The following is a 17,338-nucleotide window of genomic DNA, read 5'->3' on the forward strand; positions in this document are numbered from 1 at the left end:
TCGAATTCGGAAGCAAGGACCGGAGTGTGTTCGGCGCCACGGGTGCATACAGTGTGGTTCACCGGATTCTGACGGGGCGATGAAGATGTCGAGGCGAATCGAGATACGTGCAGCAGCGACCGCGGCCGATCCGCGCTGGGCGGCGGTGCAGGGGCGCGATGCGACGGCTGACGGGGCGTTCTGCTACGCGGTGCGGACCACCGGCGTGTATTGCCGGCCATCGTGCGCGGCGCGCACGCCGCGGCCGGAGAACGTGGAGTTCTTCGCGACGGGCGAGGAGGCGGTCCGCGCCGGATATCGCGCGTGCCGGCGCTGCTCGCCGGACGGGCCTTCGCTCGCGCAGCAGTATGCGGAAGCGGTGGCCGCGCTGTGCCGGCAGATCGAGCAGGCGGAGACGCCGCCGACGCTGGAGGATCTGGCACATTCGGCGAACATGAGTCCCTTTCACCTGCACCGCGTCTTCAAGGCCGTCACGGGGACCACGCCGCGCGCGTATGCGAAGGCATGCCGGGCGGAGCGGATGCGCGCGAAGCTCGACGGCGGCGCGACGGTGACCGATGCGCTCTACGCGGCGGGATACGGGTCGAGCGGGCGCTTCTACGCTGATGCAGGGCGGACGCTGGGCATGACCGCCGGCAGCTATCGCGCGGGTGGCGAACGGCAACGGATCCGTTTTGCTGTCGGCCAGTGCTCGCTCGGCGCGATCCTCGTCGCGAGCACTGCGCTGGGCGTCTGTGCGATCCTCATCGGCGACGATCCCGACGCGCTCGTGCGCGACCTTCAGGACCGCTTCCCGCGAGCCGAACTGATTGGCGGCGACGCGGATTACGAGCGCGTCGTGGCGACCGTGGTCGGCTTCGTCGAGGTGCCGAAACTGGGCCTGGACCTTCCGCTGGACGTGCGCGGCACGGCTTTCCAGATGCGCGTGTGGCAGGCGTTGCAGGAAATTCCCGCGGGCGCGACCGCGAGCTATACGGAGATCGCACGGCGCATCGGCGCACCCGCGGCGGTGCGTGCGGTCGCCGGCGCCTGCGCGGCGAACCCGCTCGCGGTGGCGATTCCATGCCATCGCGTGGTGCGCAGCGACGGCGGCTTGTCCGGCTATCGCTGGGGCGTCGAACGCAAGCGCCTGCTGCTCGCGCGCGAAGCGGCACAATGAGGCGACAGGCGGCCGTCTCGATCGCCCTGCCGGCCGGATTCCGCGCGGGCGACATCCTCGCGTTCCATCGGCGCGACACGCAGGAGCTGGCGGAACGCGTCACCGCGGATTCGCTCCACAAGGGCCTGTTGTGGGACGGGATTCCGGCCTGTCTGAACGTGCGCTTCGCGGCAGGGGTGGCGAGCGCGGAACTCGCGCTCGACGCTGAGCCGGCGCGGGACATCGAGCCGCGCTTCGGGACGATGGTGCGGCGCATGCTGGGGCTGGAGCAGGCGGTCGAGGCATTCGAGGAGCGCTTCCGCGACGATCCGGGCATCGGCCCGCTGATCGCGGCACAGAAGGGCCTGCGCGTGCCGGTCACGGCCATGCCTTTCGAGGCGCTGAGCTGGGCGGTGACGGGGCAGCAGATCAGCGTCGCGGCCGCCGTGTCGCTGCGGCGACGCTTGATCGCTGCCGCCGCTATCCGCCACACGTCCGGGCTGCTGTGCTATCCCGATGCGGCACGGCTCGCACACTTCACCGAGGACGTTCTCCGCGCTTCCGGCTTCTCGACCGCGAAGGCGCGCACGCTGCTGGTGCTGGCGCGGCAGGTGGCCGCCGGGGAGCTGCCGCTCGACGCCTGGGCCGAAACGGCATCCGTCGACGAGATGCGTTCCAGCCTGCTCGCGGTGAGCGGTGTCGGGCCGTGGACCGTCGATTACGTGCTGCTGCGGGGTTTCGGCTGGCTCGACGGTTCGCTGCACGGCGACGTCGCGGTGCGTCGGGGGATGCAGGTGCTGCTAGGAACGGAGGGCAGGGTGGGCGAAGCCGAGGCAAAGGAATGGCTCGCCCGCTATGCACCGTGGCGTGCGCTGGTGGCGGCACACCTCTGGGCCGCAGGGACGGCGGTGGCGTATTGAGCGGCGGGCGTTCACGGACTTGTCCGCAAGGACGCAAGCCGGCGGGCCCCGGTCCCCGTGCGCACATCGCGGGACGCGCGGCCACGCGCCGTGTTCGCGGAAGGCGCCTTTCCCATGCAAGCTCGATTAGGATGGTATGGCCCTGTACCTGGATATGGAGAAATTCTTGATTCGCGAGCACTTGGGTGAAGGAGCGCACGGCCGATGACGGAACCGGCATTCATCGACATCGATGGTGGGCAGGTGCGCCTGCGGGGCGACTGGACGATTGCGAACTATGCGGCGCTTGCACCCGACGTCGCGCGTCAGCGGTCCCGGATCGCCGATGCCGCGGATGTGGACCTCGGCGCCGTCGGCGCACTCGACACCGCCGGCGTCAGCCTGCTGCACGACTTGCTGGGCAAGGACCGCCTTGCGGCGCTGGCCTCGGACGCGAGTCCGCTGCCGCCCGAACGCCGCGCGCTGCTGCAGGCCGTGACCGGCGTGATCGACGCCGCAGCACCCGCGCCGCGCGCTGCGGGTTATGCCTTCGGCGACATCATGGAACACGCGGGCATCGGCATGCTCGCGTTCTGGCGTCACGTGATCGACATCGCCGGCTTTATCGGCATCACGCTGGAGACCTCGTTCCATGTGATGCTGCGGCCGCGGCGCTGGCGCATCACCTCGCTTGTCGCGAACCTCGAACGCTCGGGCCTCGATGCCGTGCCCATCGTCGCGCTGCTGACCTTCCTCGTCGGCGCGGTGGTCGCCTTCCTCGGTGCCACGGTGCTGGCCGGCTTCGGCGCCAGCATCTTCACGGTCGACCTCGTCGCGTTCTCCTTCCTGCGCGAGTTCGGGCCGATGCTCACCGCGATCATCGTCGCCGGTCGTACGGCGAGCGCCTTCACCGCCCAGATCGGTTCGATGCGCGCGAACGAGGAGATCGACGCGATCCGTGTGGGTGGATTGAATCCCGTCGAGCTGCTCGTCGTGCCGCGCGTGGCCGCGCTGCTGCTGGCCCTGCCGATGCTGAGCTTCGTCGCGATGATCTCGGGCATCGTCGGCGGCATGCTGGTGTGCGCGCTGACGCTCGAGATCTCTCCGACGATGTTCCTCTCGGTGCTGGAAAGCCACGTCGGCCTGCGGCATTTCATCGTCGGCATCTCCAAGGCACCGATCTTCGCCTTCCTGATCGCCGTCATCGGCTGCCTGGAAGGCTTCAGGGTGGAGGGCAGTGCGCAATCCGTCGGCGAGCACACGACCTCGTCCGTCGTGCAGTCCATCTTCATCGTGATCGTCGTCGATGCGGTAGCGGCGCTGTTCTGCATGGAGATGGGCTGGTGACGAACGTCATCGAAGTGCGCGGCGTGCGCAACCAGTTCGGCCGGCAGGTGGTGCACGAGGGCCTCGATCTCGACGTGCGCCGCGGCGAGATCCTGAGCGTGGTGGGCGGTTCGGGTACCGGCAAGTCCGTCCTGCTGCGCACCATCGTCGGCCTCAACCGGCCCGCGGCGGGCAGCGTCAGCGTGTTCGGCGAGGATCTGCTCGGCCTGCCCGCGGCGCGGCGGGCCGCCATCGAGCGGCGCTTCGGCGTGCTGTTCCAGAAGGGCGCGCTGTTCTCGTCGCTGACCGTCGCCGAGAATGTCGCGCTGCCGCTCATCGAGCACGTCGGGCTCAAAGCCGCAGAAGCAGCACGGCTCGCCGCGCTGAAGATCGCGCTCGCCGGGCTGCCGGCCAACGCCGGCGAAAAGTATCCGTCAGACCTCTCCGGCGGGATGATCAAGCGCGCGGCCCTGGCACGCGCGCTTGCGCTCGACCCCGACATCCTGTTCCTCGACGAACCGACCGCAGGGCTCGATCCGATTGGCGCCGCCGCGTTCGACGAGCTGATCCTGACCCTGCGCGACGCACTCGGCCTCACCGTCTTCATGGTCACGCACGATCTCGATACGATCTACACCATCACCGACCGGGTGGCCGTGCTCGCGCAGAAGCGCGTGCTCGTGAATGACCGGCTCAATGTCGTCGCCGACTTCGACGACGCGTGGATCCGCGAATACTTCCACGGTCCGCGCGGACGCGCGGCTGCGCAGGCCGTCCCGCCTGCGCAGCGGGTGCCGCATAATCTTTCCCACGGGGGACAAGCCTGAATGGAAACACGTGCCCATCACGTGCTGATCGGATTCTTCACCCTGCTGGTGGTCGGGGCAGCGCTGATGTTCGCGCTGTGGCTCGGCAAGACCGACAGCGACAAGCAGTTCCGCACCTACGACGTCGTCTTCCAGGAGGCGGTCACCGGCCTCTCCAAGGGCAGCACGGTCGAGTTCAACGGCATCAAGATCGGCGACGTGTCGAGCCTGCGGCTCGATCCGCAGGACCCGCGTCGCGTGTTCGCACGGGTGCGCGTCGATGGCGAGGCGCCGGTGCGCAGCGACACACGGGCGCGCCTCGTCCCTGCCGGGATCACCGGCATCTCGATCATCCGCCTGAGCAGCGGCGACGATCCGGCGAGCAAGCCGCTCGAAGGCGAAGCCGGACAGGTGCCGGTGATCGTCGCGACGCCGTCGCCGCTCAGCAAGCTGCTGGCCGACGGCGAGGACGCCATGCTCAATGCGAACCAGGTGCTGCTGCAGGCGCGCGAGCTCTTTTCCGCGGAAAACGTCGATAGCGTCGGCCGCATGCTGCACAACCTGGAGCAGGCTACCGGCGCGATCGCCTCCCAGCGCGAGGATCTCGCCCGCGCGCTGAAGGAACTGGCCGGTGCGAGCGAGCAGGCCAACGCGACGCTGGCCGAAGCCGCGAAGCTGGCGAAGGCGACCAACCGGCTCGTCGACGAGCGCGGCGTGCAGACCTTGCAGAGCGCCGAGAACGCCATGGCCGCCTTCGAACGCGCGATGGCGAAAGTCGACACGCTGCTCGTCGAAAACCGCGCGCAGCTCGCCACCGGGGTTCGCGGCGCGGCCGAAATCGGGCCGGCGCTCGCCGAACTGCAGGACACGCTCGTGTCGGTACGAACGATCGCCCGGCAGCTCGAAACCCGGCCCACGGACTACCTGCTGGGCAATGAATCGATGAAGGAGTTCAAGCCATGACCATCGTCTGCCGGAGAGCCAGGCGCGACGGGGCCGTGTCGCGCTGCGCGGTCGTGCTGGCCGCGACGCTGCTCCTTGCCGCGTGTTCCGTGCTGCCCAAGGCGGAGCCGGTCGACACCTACCTCCTCCCCGGAGCGCCCGATCGCAAGACAGACACCGGCACGCCGCTTCCCGTATCGCTGCGCGTGGCCAAACCGGCCAGCGGCGTCCACCTCGCCGGGCAGCGCATCGTGGTCATGCCAAAGAACAACCAAGTGAGCGTGTATCACGGCGCAAGCTGGAGCGAGCCCGCGCCGGTGCTGGTGCGCGACCGCCTGATCGACGCCCTGCGGGCCGACGGCCGGATCGCGGCGCTGAGCAGCGACGAGGCCCGGCTGCAGGCGGACTATGAAATCGTCAGCGACCTGCGTGCCTTCCAGAGCGAATACCGCGGAGACGTTCCGCAGGCTGTCGTGCGGCTCGACGTCCGCCTGGTCGAGCGCGAAGGGCGGCGCATCCTCGCCAGCCGCACCTTCGAGTCCGAAGCGCGTGCAGCGGGTGCCGATGTTCCGGCCGTGGTGAATGCCTTCGGCGCGGCTTCGACGCGCCTCGCCTCCGAGCTTGCAGCGTGGACGGTGGAGGAGATACGGCGGGTTCCGCCGCGGCAATGATGCCGCCCGCAGGTTGGGTGGCCGTGCCGGGCGGCAGGGAAGGGCAGGGCCCTACTTGCGGTGTGACTCCTGCCACTTGTCGAGCGAAACCAGCACCCTGTCCAACAGCGTGTGAAGGTGGTTCCAGTCCTCGCTGCTTAGATCCGCGAACATCTCGCGTTCGAGCCCCCGGCCGATCAGTTCGCCCTCGCGCCAGACCCGCATGCCGACGTCGGTCAGCGCGAGGTGCTGCTGACGGTTGTCGTTGACGTTGGGGCTGCGCGTGATGAGGCCGCGTTCCTCGAGAAATGCGATGTTCTTCGACAGCAGCGTCTTGTCGAGGACCAGCATGTTGCCGAGATCCTTCGCCGTGATGCCGGGGTGGTCGTGAAGGAGGCGCAGCACGCGCAGCTCGCGAACACCGAGGCCGAAGGCCTTCTTGTAATACGTGTTGCCCGCCTTGATCGAGATGGTCTTGATCAGGTCGAGCTTGTAGGTGAGGTAGGGCGCGTTGGTGTCGTTCATCACAATGCGTTGCCGGCACAATGTCGCCCGGAAAACTCCGTTGGCGTGAAAAAGGACAACTCCATTATGACGGAGTTGCCCCGGCCGGAATAGCGCGAGCTGATGTTTCCCGATCTCAGCGCAGGAAGGATTCCGCAAGTGCGACCCAATATGCCGCGCCGACCGGCAGGTTGCGGTCGTCGAAGTCGTACTGCGGTGAGCCGGTGGGGATCGTCCGCCGCGGCGGACGCGGCTCAGGCCGCTTCGAAGTGCTCCAGCATCAGCTGCAGACTCGTAATGCCGTTGTATTCGTTCGGCGCCAGGCGGAATGCCGCCCGGATCTGCTGTGGCGCGCCCTCGGCAAAGTTGAAGCGGATGCCGTCGAAGCGCACATTGTTCTTCGACAGCTGCAGCTTCAGGTGCTTGTCCTTGAGCAGGCGCTGGTTGTCGACGCGGAACACGTCGTCGAACAGCGGCGCCGGGAAGCCCTGGCCCCAGATGTCCTGCTCGATCAACCGCGCGGCCTCCAGGCTCATGTAGGCGGTCTCGAGCGGTCCGTCGGTGTCGAGCGTGCGGGTCAGGTCCGCGGGTTCCACGAGGGATCGGACCGTTTCCTCGAACACGCGCTGGAAGCGGTCGTAGTCCGTCTCGCGGATCGTCAGGCCTGCCGCCATCGAATGCCCGCCGAAGCGCAGAATCAGATCGGGATATTGCTTGCTCACCAGATCGAGGGCGTCGCGCAGATGCAGGTTCTGGATCGAGCGCCCGGAGCCCTTCAGCTGCCCCTCGTCGCCGCGTGCGAAGGCGATCACCGGGCGGTGCAGCCTCTCCTTGATCCGGCCGGCGACGATCCCGATCACGCCCTGGTGCCAGTCCGGTTCGAACAGGCTGATGCTGGCGCAATTGCCGGGATCGAAATCCGCCAGGCGCGCGAGCGCCCCTTCCTGCATGTCCTGCTCGATGCCGCGTCGTTCGCGGTTCAGCCGGTCGAGTTCCTGTGCGATGTTGAGCGCCCGGCCCATGTCGTCGGTGATCAGGCATTCGATGCCGAGGCTCATGTCCGACAGGCGGCCGGCGGCGTTCAGGCGCGGGCCGAGCCCGAATCCCATGTCGAAGGTGCTCGCGCGCAAAGCCTCGCGGCCGGCGACGGAGAACAGCGCGCGAATGCCGGGCTGCATGCGGTCGGCGCGCATCCGCGCGAGGCCTTGCGACACGAGAATGCGGTTGTTGTGATCGAGCTTCACCACGTCGGCGACCGTGCCGAGGGCCACGAGATCCAGCAGTTCGCCGAGGTTCGGCTCCTGGCGTCCGGCAAACGCGCCGCGTTCGCGCAGTTCTGCGCGCAGGGCGAGCATGGTGTAGAACATCACGCCGACGCCGGCGAGCGATTTGCTCGGGAAGTCGCAACCGGGCTGGTTCGGGTTCACGATCACGTCGGCATCGGGGAGCGTGTCGCCCGGCAGGTGGTGATCGGTGATCACCGTCGCCATGCCGTAGCTGCGCGCCGCGGCAACGCCCTCCACGCTGGCGATGCCGTTGTCGACGGTGATCAGGACGTCGGGCTCCATGCGCGCGGCCAACTCGACGATGGCGGGCGTCAGGCCGTAGCCGTACTCGAAGCGGTTCGGCACCAAGTAGCCGACATCCGCGCCGAAGGCACGCAGCGCCCGCACGCCGACCGCGCAGGCCGTTGCGCCGTCGCAGTCGTAGTCGGCGACGATCACCATGCGCGCGTCGGCCTCGATCGCATCGGCCAGGAGCGCGGCGGCATCCTGCGCGCCCTTCAGCGCTGCGGGCGGAATCAGGGCCTTGAGCGAGTAGTCGAGTTCCTCGCGGCGTGAAATGCCGCGCGCAGCATAGATGCGGGCGAGCAGCGGATGGGTGCCGGCGTCGATCAGGCGCTGCATGGAGCGGGGTGGAATCGCCCGCGGTTGGATTCGGGTCATCGTGTGCCTGAGTGGTGTTGGGGGCTGGCGTCGGCAGGCGCGATCGACTTCAGCAACGTGTCCAGCGGCAGGGGCTTGCGCCAGAACTTCCATGCATCAGCGGCGCGCACCTCGAGTTCGAGCGTCCCGCGGTCGCCCGGCGCCGAGATCTTCAGCCCTCGCAGGCGCTTGCTGCGCAGGGCCGCCGCGAGCGGCGCGAACCAGGTGTGTTCGAGCTTCGCGAGCCGGGTTCTCCAGCTGTCGATGTCGAGATGGAGCGCAGGCAACAGCAGATCGTCGAGCACGACCAGCGAGTCACTTTCGAGGGCCTTGGCGCAATCGGGCGCGACGACGGTGCAGCCTGCTGCGAGGGCGAAGCCGCGCATCAACGGATCATCCGCCTGGATGGCGCGTGCGGCCGACTGCGGCGCGGGCCGCGACTCGCCGGCACCCCAGAACCAGAGGCTGTTCGCCGGTCGGTGACCGGCGGCCTCGCGCGCCTGATTGACTGGATGGTTGTGCAGCACGACCTGCAGTTCGTTCATCGTGCGCTGCCACAGGCGGGCGTCCTCGCCTTCCGGCAGGAAATCGCGCACCGGGCGGCCCACCGCGTCGTGCAGCGGAAAGAAGCGTGCGCGGGCCGGGGTCGCGAGGCGCAGATACCAGCGGTTCGGCGTGGCAGCCGCGAAGGTGCCGAGGTCGCCGAAGGTGTCGTTCAGGGACGCGATCAGCGCCGCAACATCCTCGGGTTGGAGTTCGTCGGCTGGAAATTCGCTGAGCAGCAGGTGCTCGCGCGCGAACGAGAGGCAGACCGGGTCCGCGCACAGCCACTCCGTGCCGACGGCAGGGGCAGGCAGGGCGGGTTCTCCCAGCCTGCGCAGTGCTGCGAGCGGAAGGGTTCCTGCATCGTCGGGGTAGCCCATCAGTCGCGCGAGCTGCGCGTCGAGCGGTTCGAAGGGCGCGAAGCTGCGCTTTCCCTGGCCGAGCAGCCACGCAAGCGAAGTCAGTTCGAGGCCCGAGGCGGGGCCGAGGGCGGAAACCGCCGGCCAGATCAGGCCGGGGACGACAAGATGAATCTGCATGGGGCGCCGGGTGAAATTCCGCGGCGGAGTCTAGCATACCGGCCCGCCCGCCCCGAACGTGGAACGCCGGGTACGGACGGAAACGGGGCACGTGGCCCCTTACGCCTTTTTCGCCCAGGCGATGCAGTAGCCGTTCGGCGAGATCTCGGTGTCGTTGGGGAAGACCTTACAGCCGCCCGGGGCGGTCGGCGACGCACCCGGAACGAACAGGTTGCAGTCGGTGCATTTCTTGTCGCCTTCGGGGGTGTCCTTGTATTTCATCGACGTGCGGATACCGTCGTTTTTCGCAGCCAAGGCAACGATCGGAATCAATGCGAGGGTCATGCCACCCATTTTCAGCATGTTGCGGCGAGACTGATTCATCGGACTCTCCTGTTTTCTGGCCCACGTCGGGCGACAGGTATTATCGCTATGAAATACAGATATCCCAATTGAATTTATTGGTGACCCCGGCGGTTGTGTGCGGTGCTTCGCTATTGGCCGGGTGAGCAGCCCCGAAAATGATCCGGGCGCCGCGGAACCATCACTGATGGCCCCGGGGCGCCCGTAAATGGGACTAAGCGCAGATGCCCTTGCGGCACCCGGTCCGGCTTATTTCCCGCGCACCAGCACCAGCGAAGTGGTGGCGAGGCGAACCAGATCCTCGGCCACGTTGCCGACGAACAAGCGCGCGAAACCGCGGCGCCCATGCGTTCCGGCAACGATCACGTCCGCCTGCCAGGCGTTCGCGCCTTCGACGATCCATTCGGCGACGCGCTTGTGCGCGAGTTCGATCTTGTCGTCGCTTTCGAGCAGCGCCGAGTCGGCCTGCACACCCGCGTCGGCGGCCTTCTTCACTGCGGCTTCGAGCAGGGCGTTGCCAGCCTTGCGCATGGCTTCCTCGACCTGCGCGACATCGAGCAGCGCCTCCAGTCCGACCGTGCTGCGCACGGGCGCCTCGTCGGCGACGTGCACGATGCGCAGGGCTGCACCGAGAGCCTTGGCGAGCGTGATAGCCTCGTCCAGGGCGGCGTTGGAGGTCGCGCTGTCATCGACCGCGACCAGAATCCTCTTGTACATGTGATGCTCCGATGAATACGGGATGGTTGGTTTTCGCGCAGGGCCGGCGCCGTCCTGAACGGGGCGCCGGCCGCAGCCCGCCGCCGTTAGGGCGTCGGCACCAGCAGGGTGAAGGGCGGCACGTACGCCTGCAGGGTCACCAGCAGACCGACGAGGATGGCCAGCGCGATCGAGTGGAAGAACACGTAGCGCAGGATGTCGCCTTCATGTCCGAACCAGCGGGTGGCGGTACTCGCGACGACGATCGACTGGGCATCGATCATCTTGCCCATGACGCCGCCGGAGCTGTTCGCCGACGCCATTAGGATCGGGTTAAGCCCGAGTTGTTCCGCCGTGACCTTCTGCAGGCCGCCGAACAGCACGTTCGCTGCGGTGTCCGAACCCGTCAGCGCGACGCCCAGCCAGCCGAGCAGGGTGCCGAACAGCGGGTACAGGGCGCCGGTGTTCGCGAAGGCGAGGCCCAGCGTCGCGTCGAGGCCGGAATAGCGGGTCAGGTAGCCGAGACCCAGCATGATCACGATGGTCAGCAGGGACATCTTGACCAGCTTGATCGTGCGCCAGTAGACACCGAAGAGTTGCCCCAGGCTGAACTTCATCAGCAGACCGGAGACGATCGCGGCGAGGAAGATGCCGCTGCCGGTGGCGGACAGCCAGTTGAACGTGTACACCGCCGCTTCCTTGTGCGGGGAGGCCACGACCGGCGGAACCTTCTCGATCAGGTTGTGCAGGCCGGTGAAGGGGATCTTGAAGACCGAGATCGTATCCAGCCACTTCTTGAAGTCCGGGATGCCCCAGATGAACACGAAAACGGTGAGAACGATCCACGGTACCCAGGCCGCGATGATGGCGCGGCGGTCGGGGCGTACGTTCGATGCGGGTTTGACCGGCTCCTGCGCGACCTGGCTCGCCGAGTCGTCCTTGCGGCCTTGCAGGGCGGTGGAGGTCCACACCTTCTTCGGTTTCCATACCTTCAGGAAGAGGACCAGGGTCACCATCGAGACGATCGCAGCGACGACGTCCACCAGCCACGGGCCGTGGAAGTTCGATACAAGGAACTGCGGGACAGCGAACGACACGCCTGTCACGAGGATCGCGGGCCAGATCTGGATCATGCCGCGGAAGCCGGCAAACGCCCAGATCAGCCAGAACGGCACCAGCAGCGAGAAGAACGGCAGCTGACGGCCGATCATCGACGAAAGCTGGTGGAGGTCGAGGCCTGTGACGGCAGCCAGCGCGATCACCGGCGTGCCGAGCGCGCCGTAGGCCACCGGAGCGGTGTTCGCGATCAGGGCAAGGCCCGAAGCGGCCAGCGGGGAGAAGCCCAGGCCGATCAGGATCGCGCCGGTCACGGCGACAGGGGTGCCGAAGCCGGCCGCGCCTTCGAAGAACGCGCCGAAGCTGAAGGCGATCAGCAGCAGCTGCAGGCGGCGGTCATCGGTGATGCCGGTGAGGCTTTGCTGCAGCACCTTGAACGAACCGTTCTCGGTCGTGAGCTGATGCAGGAAGATGATGTTGAGCACGATCCAGCCGATCGGCAGCAGGCCGAACATGGCGCCGTAGAGCGTGGCATTGCCTGCCATCGCGGCCGGCATGCCGAACACGAAGATCGCGATCAGTAGTGCGCTGCCCAGGCCCAGTGCGGCGGCGACGTGGGCCTTCATGTGCAGGAAACCGAGGCCGACGAGCATCACGACGACCGGAATCGCCGCGACTGCGCTGGATAGCCAGATGTTGTTGAATGGATCGTAAAGCTGTTGCCAGACCACGTTCGTGTGCCCCCGTCGTATTTGTTTGAAGGACCGTGAACAGAATTCCCGGTGCGGCGCGAACGATACGTAGAAGTTGTCAGACAAGCTACGCGGGTATTCCCTGTTCGGGGAAACCCGCATGGCGTGTGCATTGACGCTGGAAGGATCCGGGCAGGCGACGCCGGGCGCGGGATGCGCAAACTCCCAATTCCGCGACGCACAGGGCACAATGCCGGGTTTCCCGACAAATACCGGCGGCTTCCGGCCGAAGCAATGCGATACGAATTACTGGTTGGACTGCGTTACACCCGGTCGCGAAAACGTGCCCAGGGTCGCAATCGCTTCATTTCCTTCATCTCCCTGGTGTCGATGCTGGGCACGGGCCTGGGCATCGCGGCGCTGATCGTCGTGCTCTCAGTGATGAACGGTTTCCAGGAAGAGTTGCGCACGCGCATTCTGGGGGTCGCCTCGCATATCCAGATTTCCGGTCCCGGCGGCGAACTCGAGTCGTGGCAGCAAGTGGCCGACGAGGCGGGGCGGCATCCGGATGTGCGGGCGGCGGCGCCGTATGTCCAGGAGCAAGCCATGCTGTCCTACGAGCAGGCGGTGCGCGGCACGCTCGTGCGCGGCGTGCTCCCGGACGCCGAGGAGAAGGTGGCGGACTTTGCGCGCTACATGCGCGCGGGCCGTTTCGACGCGCTGCAGCCCGGACGCTTCGGCATCGTACTGGGGCGCGACCTGGCTTTCGCTCTGCGCGTGCAGGTCGGCGACAAGGTGACCCTCATCGCGCCGCAGGGGCTCGTGACGCCGGCCGCAGTGCTGCCGCGGGTCAAGCAGTTCGAGGTGGTCGGCATCTTCGAGGCCGGCATGTACGAATACGATTCGGGACTGGCGCTCGTGCACATGCAGGACGCGCAGGTGCTGTACCGGCTGGACGAGCGAGTGAGCGGCGTGCGTCTCAAGCTCGACGACCTCTTCGCCGCGCCGCGCGTAGCCCGGGAACTGGTCGGATCGATGGAATCCGACCTTGCCGTCAGCGACTGGACGCGCAGCCACGCGAATTTCTTCCGGGCAGTGGCGCTGGAGAAGACGATGATGACGATCATCCTCTTCCTGATCGTCGCGGTCGCGGCCTTCAACATCGTCTCGACGCTGGTGATGGCGGTGCAGGAAAAGTACGCGGACATCGCGATCCTGCGCACGCTGGGCGCAAGCCCCGGTTCCATCATGGCGATCTTCGTGCTGCAGGGAGCGATCATCGGACTCGTAGGCCTTGCGGGCGGCGTGATCGGCGGCCTGCTGCTGGCCAACAACCTCGACGTGATCATCCCCGCGCTCGAGACGCTGACCGGCGCGACGCTGTGGAACAAGGAGGTTTACTACATCAGCGAGCTGCCGTCGAAAGTGCTGCCGTCGGACGTCGTCACCATCGTGTCGGTGTCCTTCGTCCTGACCCTGGTTGCGACCCTGTATCCGAGCTGGCGCGCGAGCCGCGTGAATCCAGCCGAGGCGCTGCGCTATGAGTGAGCCGATGAACGATACCGTACTGGCCTGCCGCGGCCTGTCCAAGAGCTTCCGCGAGGGTGCCGATGCCGTGCGCGTGCTGCACGAGGTGACACTCGAGGTGAAGCGCGGCGAGCGGCTGTCCATCGTGGGGGCGTCCGGTTCGGGCAAGAGCACCCTGCTGCATCTGCTGGGCGGGCTGGACGTGCCGGGCGCGGGCTCGGTGGAGCTGATGGGACGCGAGTTCTCGCGCATGTCGGATGCCGAGCGGGGCGAGGCACGCAATGAACGGCTGGGCTTCGTGTACCAGTTCCATCATCTGCTGCCCGAGTTCTCGGCCCTGGAGAATGTCGCGATGCCCCTCTACATCCGGCGTCTCGACCGGACCGAAGCAGACGCGCGCGCCGAAGCCATGCTCAAGGAGGTCGGGCTCGGCCATCGGCTCGACCACACGCCGGGCGAACTCTCCGGGGGCGAGCGCCAGCGCGCCGCAATCGCGCGTGCGCTGGTGACGCAACCGGCCTGCGTGCTGGCCGACGAGCCGACCGGCAACCTCGACCGCAAAACCGCCGAGGTGATCTTCGACCTGATGCTGAGTCTCAACGAGCGGCACGCGACCAGCTTCGTCATCGTCACGCACGATGAGGGCCTGGCGCGTCGCACGCAGCGCACCCTGCGTCTCGAGGACGGGCGGCTGATCTGAAACGGCGCGCTGCGCTCCCGAACCGCGTGCTCAGGATCCGCAGGTGCGCCGCGCGCGGCGGCCATGCCAGGCACGGATCAGCCATAGCCGCCAGGCTGCCTTGACGCCGACGTAACCCGCCAGCGAGAAGATCGCTGCGAGCAGGATCAAGCCCAGGGCAAGCGGCTTGCCCAGCCCGGCCATCCACCCGACCAGTTCGCCGAGCCAGTCCGCGAAATGCAGGTCGCCCAAGTCCGGCGGCTTCACGAAACCGTTGGTGCTCATGCCCATCACGCGGCTGCCTAGGCCGTATGCGAGCACGTAGAGCGGGACGATGGTGAGCGGGTTCGAATACAGCGTGGTTACCACTGCGAGCGGCAGATTGACGCGAAACAGCACGCATCCGGCCGCAGCGGCGAGTGCCTGGAAGGGGCCGGGAATCAGTCCGCAGAAGAGACCCAGCGCGATCGCACCAGCCGCCGAGTGGCGGTTCAAGTGCCACAGGCGCGGGTGGAGCAGGGAGTTGGCGAACGGGCGCAACCAACGGTTGCTGTGCACCGATTCGTGATTCGGCAGGAAACGCTTGATCGTCTTGCGCATTCTGGCTGTGGGGTCGAAGTCCTGTTCATTGTTGCGCGTCGCAGCGGTCCGCGCCGCCTTCCGCGCTTGTCCGCAACTCGCTCCGCGGGCATGATCTCGGCTTATGCAAATTGCAATATTCGTGTTTGCGGCGGGCGTCTGGGGCGCGCAATACCAGACGCAGCTGCCCTCGCATGCATGGCTCGCCGTTCTTTCGAGCGGTTTGACCGTCGGCGGGGCCGTCGCGTTTCAATGGTACAAGTCGGGCGTGGTGCGCGCGACCCTGTTTCGTGCACTGGTCCTCGCGCTCGCGCTGGGCGCCGGGTTTGCGTGGTCGAGCTGGCGGGCCGCGTGGCGGCTCGCCGACGAGCTGCCGAGGGCGCTCGAAGCGCGGGACGTCGAGCTGACCGGCATCGTCGCGGAGCTGCCCGAGCCCGGCGGGCAGGGGGTGCGCTTCGTATTCCAGGTCGAGAACGCCTCCGCCGCGGTGCCGCAACGCGTGCTCCTGTCGTGGTACGCGGCCGAGCGGGGAGGAGGCACTCCCGCCGTGCCCTCGCTGCGGCCTGGCGAGCGCTGGCAGTTTACGGTCCGGCTCAAGCGGCCGCACGGCCTCGCAAATCCGGAACTTTTCGATTACGAGGCGGCACTGCTCGAGCGCGGCATTCGCGCCACCGGCAGCGTGCGTCCGTCTCCGCCGCCAATCCGGGTCGACGAGTTCGTCGTGCGCCCGGCAACGCTCGTGCATCGCCTGCGTGACACGATCCGTGCGCGCTTCCTGGCTGCGCTGCCGGGCGCCGAGTACGCCGGGGTGCTCGTCGCGCTGGCGGTGGGCGACCAGCGTGCCATTCCCGACGGGCAGTGGACGGTGTTCCGCAACACCGGTATCAGCCATCTCATCAGCATCTCCGGACTGCACGTGTCGATGGTGGGACTGCTCGTGGGCTGGCTGGCCGGCAAGGCATGGCGCCGGTCGCAGCGGCGGCTGTTGCGGGTGCCGGCGATGAAGGTCGCCGCGGCCACCGGGCTCGCCGCGGCAGCGGTCTACGCGGTGCTCGCCGGCATGGGCATCCCGACGCAGCGTTCACTGATCATGATCGCCGTAGTCGCGCTGGCGCTCCTCGGCGGGCGGTCGCCGTCCGGCGGCGTCGTGCTCGCGCTCGCCTTGCTGTGCGTGCTGCTGTTCGACCCGTGGGCGGTGCTGGCCGCGGGGTTCTGGTTGTCCTTCGGTGCGGTCGCGATCCTCATGTTCCTGCTCGGCGGGCGCGTCGCCGCGGCGAAAGGGTGGCGCGCGGCGGTGGCGAGCCAGCTCGGCATCACCCTCGCGATGATCCCGGGGTTGGTCGTCCTGTTCAACGGCTTCTCGCTGGTCTCGCCGCTCGCCAACGCGCTGGCGATTCCGCTCGTGAGCTTCGTGATCACACCGTTGACGCTGCTGGCCATCGTCCTGCCCTTCAAGGGGCTGCTGGAGCTGGCGCATGGGCTCTTCGGCGTGCTCATGGTGTTCCTCGAATGGCTGTCGGCCCTGCCGTTCGCGATGTGGTCACAGGCTGCGCCGCCGGGCGTGCTGGCGGCCGCGGCGCTTGCCGGCGTCGCCTGGCTGATGCTCCCGCGCGGCACGCCGGCGCGCGCGGCGGGGGCGTTGGCGATGCTGCCGATGCTCGCGTGGGTGCCCGAGCGGCCCGTGTACGGCGCGTTCCGCATGGTCGTGCTGGATGTCGGGCAGGGTACCGCCGTGCACGTCCGTACTGCCCGCCACGAGCTCGTTTACGACACCGGACCGGCCTACCGCCAGGGCGGCGATGCCGGGATGCGAGTGCTCGTCCCATATCTGGGCGCTGCCGGTGTCCGGCGGGTCGACCGGCTCGTCGTCTCGCACGACGATCTCGACCATGCGGGCGGCATGGTGTCGGTGCTCGCCGGCGTCGAGGTGGGCGAGGTCATGGCGAACTTCGCGGTTCCCGCGGACGCGCGGCCGCCGCGGGCAACGCGCCCGTGCCTCGCGGGCGACGGCTGGTCCTGGGACGGGGTGGAATTCCGCATCCTGCATCCGGACGAAAGGGAACTCGGCAATACGTCGGACAACGATGCGTCCTGTGTGCTGCGGGTCGCTTCGCGCGGCGGCTCCGTGCTGCTTGCGGGCGACATCGAACGCAACGCCGAGCGGCGCCTGGTCGCGCAGGCGGGCGAGTCCCTGGCGAGCACGGTCGTCGTCGTGCCGCACCACGGGAGCCGCTCGTCGTCCGGCGATGCCTTTGTCGCCGGCGTGGCGCCGCGCGCCGCCATCCACTCGGCGGGTTATCTCAACCAGTTCCATCACCCGCACCCGACCGTGCTGCAGCGCTGGTCGGAGGGCGGGGCGGCGAACTGGCGCACGGACGAGCAGGGCGCGATCCTCGTCGATGCCGGTGCGCACGGCGTCGAGATCGCGTCCTGGCGCGATCTGGCGCGACGTTACTGGTACGGGCGGTAGGCCGTCGTCCTGCTACACTTGGCCA

16 protein-coding genes are annotated in these 17,338 nt (G+C 67.8%); 9 read left to right on the forward strand and 7 right to left on the reverse strand.

Annotated elements, in window-relative coordinates; all coding sequences use genetic code 11:
- Positions 1 to 85: 85 nt before the first annotated feature.
- The 6 genes from ada to GPA27_RS08205 all read left to right on the forward strand — a co-directional run bounded on the left by ada (position 86) and on the right by GPA27_RS08205 (position 5,782).
- Positions 86 to 1,159, forward strand: a complete 1,074-nt coding sequence (gene ada, locus GPA27_RS08180; RefSeq protein WP_169139349.1) for a bifunctional DNA-binding transcriptional regulator/O6-methylguanine-DNA methyltransferase Ada — start codon at positions 86 to 88, stop codon at positions 1,157 to 1,159.
- Positions 1,156 to 2,058: a DNA-3-methyladenine glycosylase family protein gene (locus GPA27_RS08185; protein WP_169139351.1), complete on the forward strand. Its 903-nt coding sequence runs from the start codon at positions 1,156 to 1,158 to the stop codon at positions 2,056 to 2,058. Before ada ends, GPA27_RS08185 begins: the two co-directional genes overlap by 4 nt.
- Positions 2,059 to 2,262: 204 nt before the next feature.
- Entirely contained in the window at positions 2,263 to 3,384 is a 1,122-nt protein-coding gene (locus GPA27_RS08190) for an ABC transporter permease (protein WP_169139353.1), read from the forward strand.
- Complete coding sequence (locus GPA27_RS08195) at positions 3,381 to 4,190, forward strand: ABC transporter ATP-binding protein (protein WP_256222850.1); 810 nt, start codon at positions 3,381 to 3,383, stop codon at positions 4,188 to 4,190. Before GPA27_RS08190 ends, GPA27_RS08195 begins: the two co-directional genes overlap by 4 nt.
- The gene (locus GPA27_RS08200) at positions 4,191 to 5,132 is read left to right on the forward strand and encodes an MlaD family protein (protein ID WP_169139355.1); all 942 of its coding nucleotides are present in this window, start codon (positions 4,191 to 4,193) and stop codon (positions 5,130 to 5,132) included. It abuts the gene before it with no gap.
- Positions 5,129 to 5,782, forward strand: coding sequence for an ABC-type transport auxiliary lipoprotein family protein (locus tag GPA27_RS08205; RefSeq protein ID WP_169139357.1), 654 nt, complete (start codon positions 5,129 to 5,131; stop codon positions 5,780 to 5,782). The genes GPA27_RS08200 and GPA27_RS08205 overlap by 4 nt, the downstream gene beginning before the upstream one ends.
- A 51-nt stretch (positions 5,783 to 5,833) precedes the next feature.
- Here the strand turns inward: GPA27_RS08205 and GPA27_RS08210 are convergent, their stop codons facing one another.
- The 6 genes from GPA27_RS08210 to GPA27_RS08235 all read right to left on the reverse strand — a co-directional run bounded on the left by GPA27_RS08210 (position 5,834) and on the right by GPA27_RS08235 (position 12,097).
- Positions 5,834 to 6,286, reverse strand: a complete 453-nt coding sequence (locus tag GPA27_RS08210; RefSeq protein WP_169139359.1) for a MarR family winged helix-turn-helix transcriptional regulator — start codon at positions 6,284 to 6,286, stop codon at positions 5,834 to 5,836.
- 233 nt (positions 6,287 to 6,519) lie between these two features.
- On the reverse strand, positions 6,520 to 8,211 hold the full coding sequence (gene recJ, locus GPA27_RS08215; RefSeq protein WP_169139361.1) for a single-stranded-DNA-specific exonuclease RecJ: 1,692 nt from the start codon (positions 8,209 to 8,211) through the stop codon (positions 6,520 to 6,522).
- Complete coding sequence (locus tag GPA27_RS08220; RefSeq protein ID WP_169139363.1) at positions 8,208 to 9,272, reverse strand: hypothetical protein; 1,065 nt, start codon at positions 9,270 to 9,272, stop codon at positions 8,208 to 8,210. The genes recJ and GPA27_RS08220 overlap by 4 nt, the downstream gene beginning before the upstream one ends.
- A gap of 99 nt (positions 9,273 to 9,371) precedes the next feature.
- Positions 9,372 to 9,635, reverse strand: coding sequence for a high-potential iron-sulfur protein (locus tag GPA27_RS08225; RefSeq protein ID WP_169139365.1), 264 nt, complete (start codon positions 9,633 to 9,635; stop codon positions 9,372 to 9,374).
- 228 nt (positions 9,636 to 9,863) lie between these two features.
- Positions 9,864 to 10,331, reverse strand: a complete 468-nt coding sequence (locus tag GPA27_RS08230) for a universal stress protein (RefSeq protein WP_169139367.1) — start codon at positions 10,329 to 10,331, stop codon at positions 9,864 to 9,866.
- 86 nt (positions 10,332 to 10,417) lie between these two features.
- Complete coding sequence (locus GPA27_RS08235) at positions 10,418 to 12,097, reverse strand: L-lactate permease (RefSeq protein WP_169139369.1); 1,680 nt, start codon at positions 12,095 to 12,097, stop codon at positions 10,418 to 10,420.
- A gap of 255 nt (positions 12,098 to 12,352) precedes the next feature.
- Here GPA27_RS08235 and GPA27_RS08240 point away from each other — a divergent pair, with 255 nt between their 5' ends.
- Together GPA27_RS08240 and lolD are read left to right on the forward strand one after the other, a co-directional pair.
- Complete coding sequence (locus tag GPA27_RS08240) at positions 12,353 to 13,606, forward strand: lipoprotein-releasing ABC transporter permease subunit (RefSeq protein WP_169139371.1); 1,254 nt, start codon at positions 12,353 to 12,355, stop codon at positions 13,604 to 13,606.
- Positions 13,599 to 14,285: a lipoprotein-releasing ABC transporter ATP-binding protein LolD gene (gene lolD, locus GPA27_RS08245; protein ID WP_169139373.1), complete on the forward strand. Its 687-nt coding sequence runs from the start codon at positions 13,599 to 13,601 to the stop codon at positions 14,283 to 14,285. The genes GPA27_RS08240 and lolD overlap by 8 nt, the downstream gene beginning before the upstream one ends.
- 30 nt (positions 14,286 to 14,315) lie before the next feature.
- On the opposite strand, the gene GPA27_RS08250 is transcribed toward lolD, so the two are convergent.
- Positions 14,316 to 14,864, reverse strand: coding sequence for a DUF2062 domain-containing protein (locus tag GPA27_RS08250; RefSeq protein WP_169139375.1), 549 nt, complete (start codon positions 14,862 to 14,864; stop codon positions 14,316 to 14,318).
- A gap of 103 nt (positions 14,865 to 14,967) precedes the next feature.
- Here GPA27_RS08250 and GPA27_RS08255 point away from each other — a divergent pair, with 103 nt between their 5' ends.
- Positions 14,968 to 17,313, forward strand: a complete 2,346-nt coding sequence (locus GPA27_RS08255) for a DNA internalization-related competence protein ComEC/Rec2 (protein WP_169139377.1) — start codon at positions 14,968 to 14,970, stop codon at positions 17,311 to 17,313.
- Positions 17,314 to 17,338 lie beyond the last annotated feature (25 nt).

It is taken from the genome of Aromatoleum toluolicum (assembly GCF_012911005.2).
GTDB classification, from domain to species: domain Bacteria; phylum Pseudomonadota; class Gammaproteobacteria; order Burkholderiales; family Rhodocyclaceae; genus Aromatoleum; species Aromatoleum toluolicum.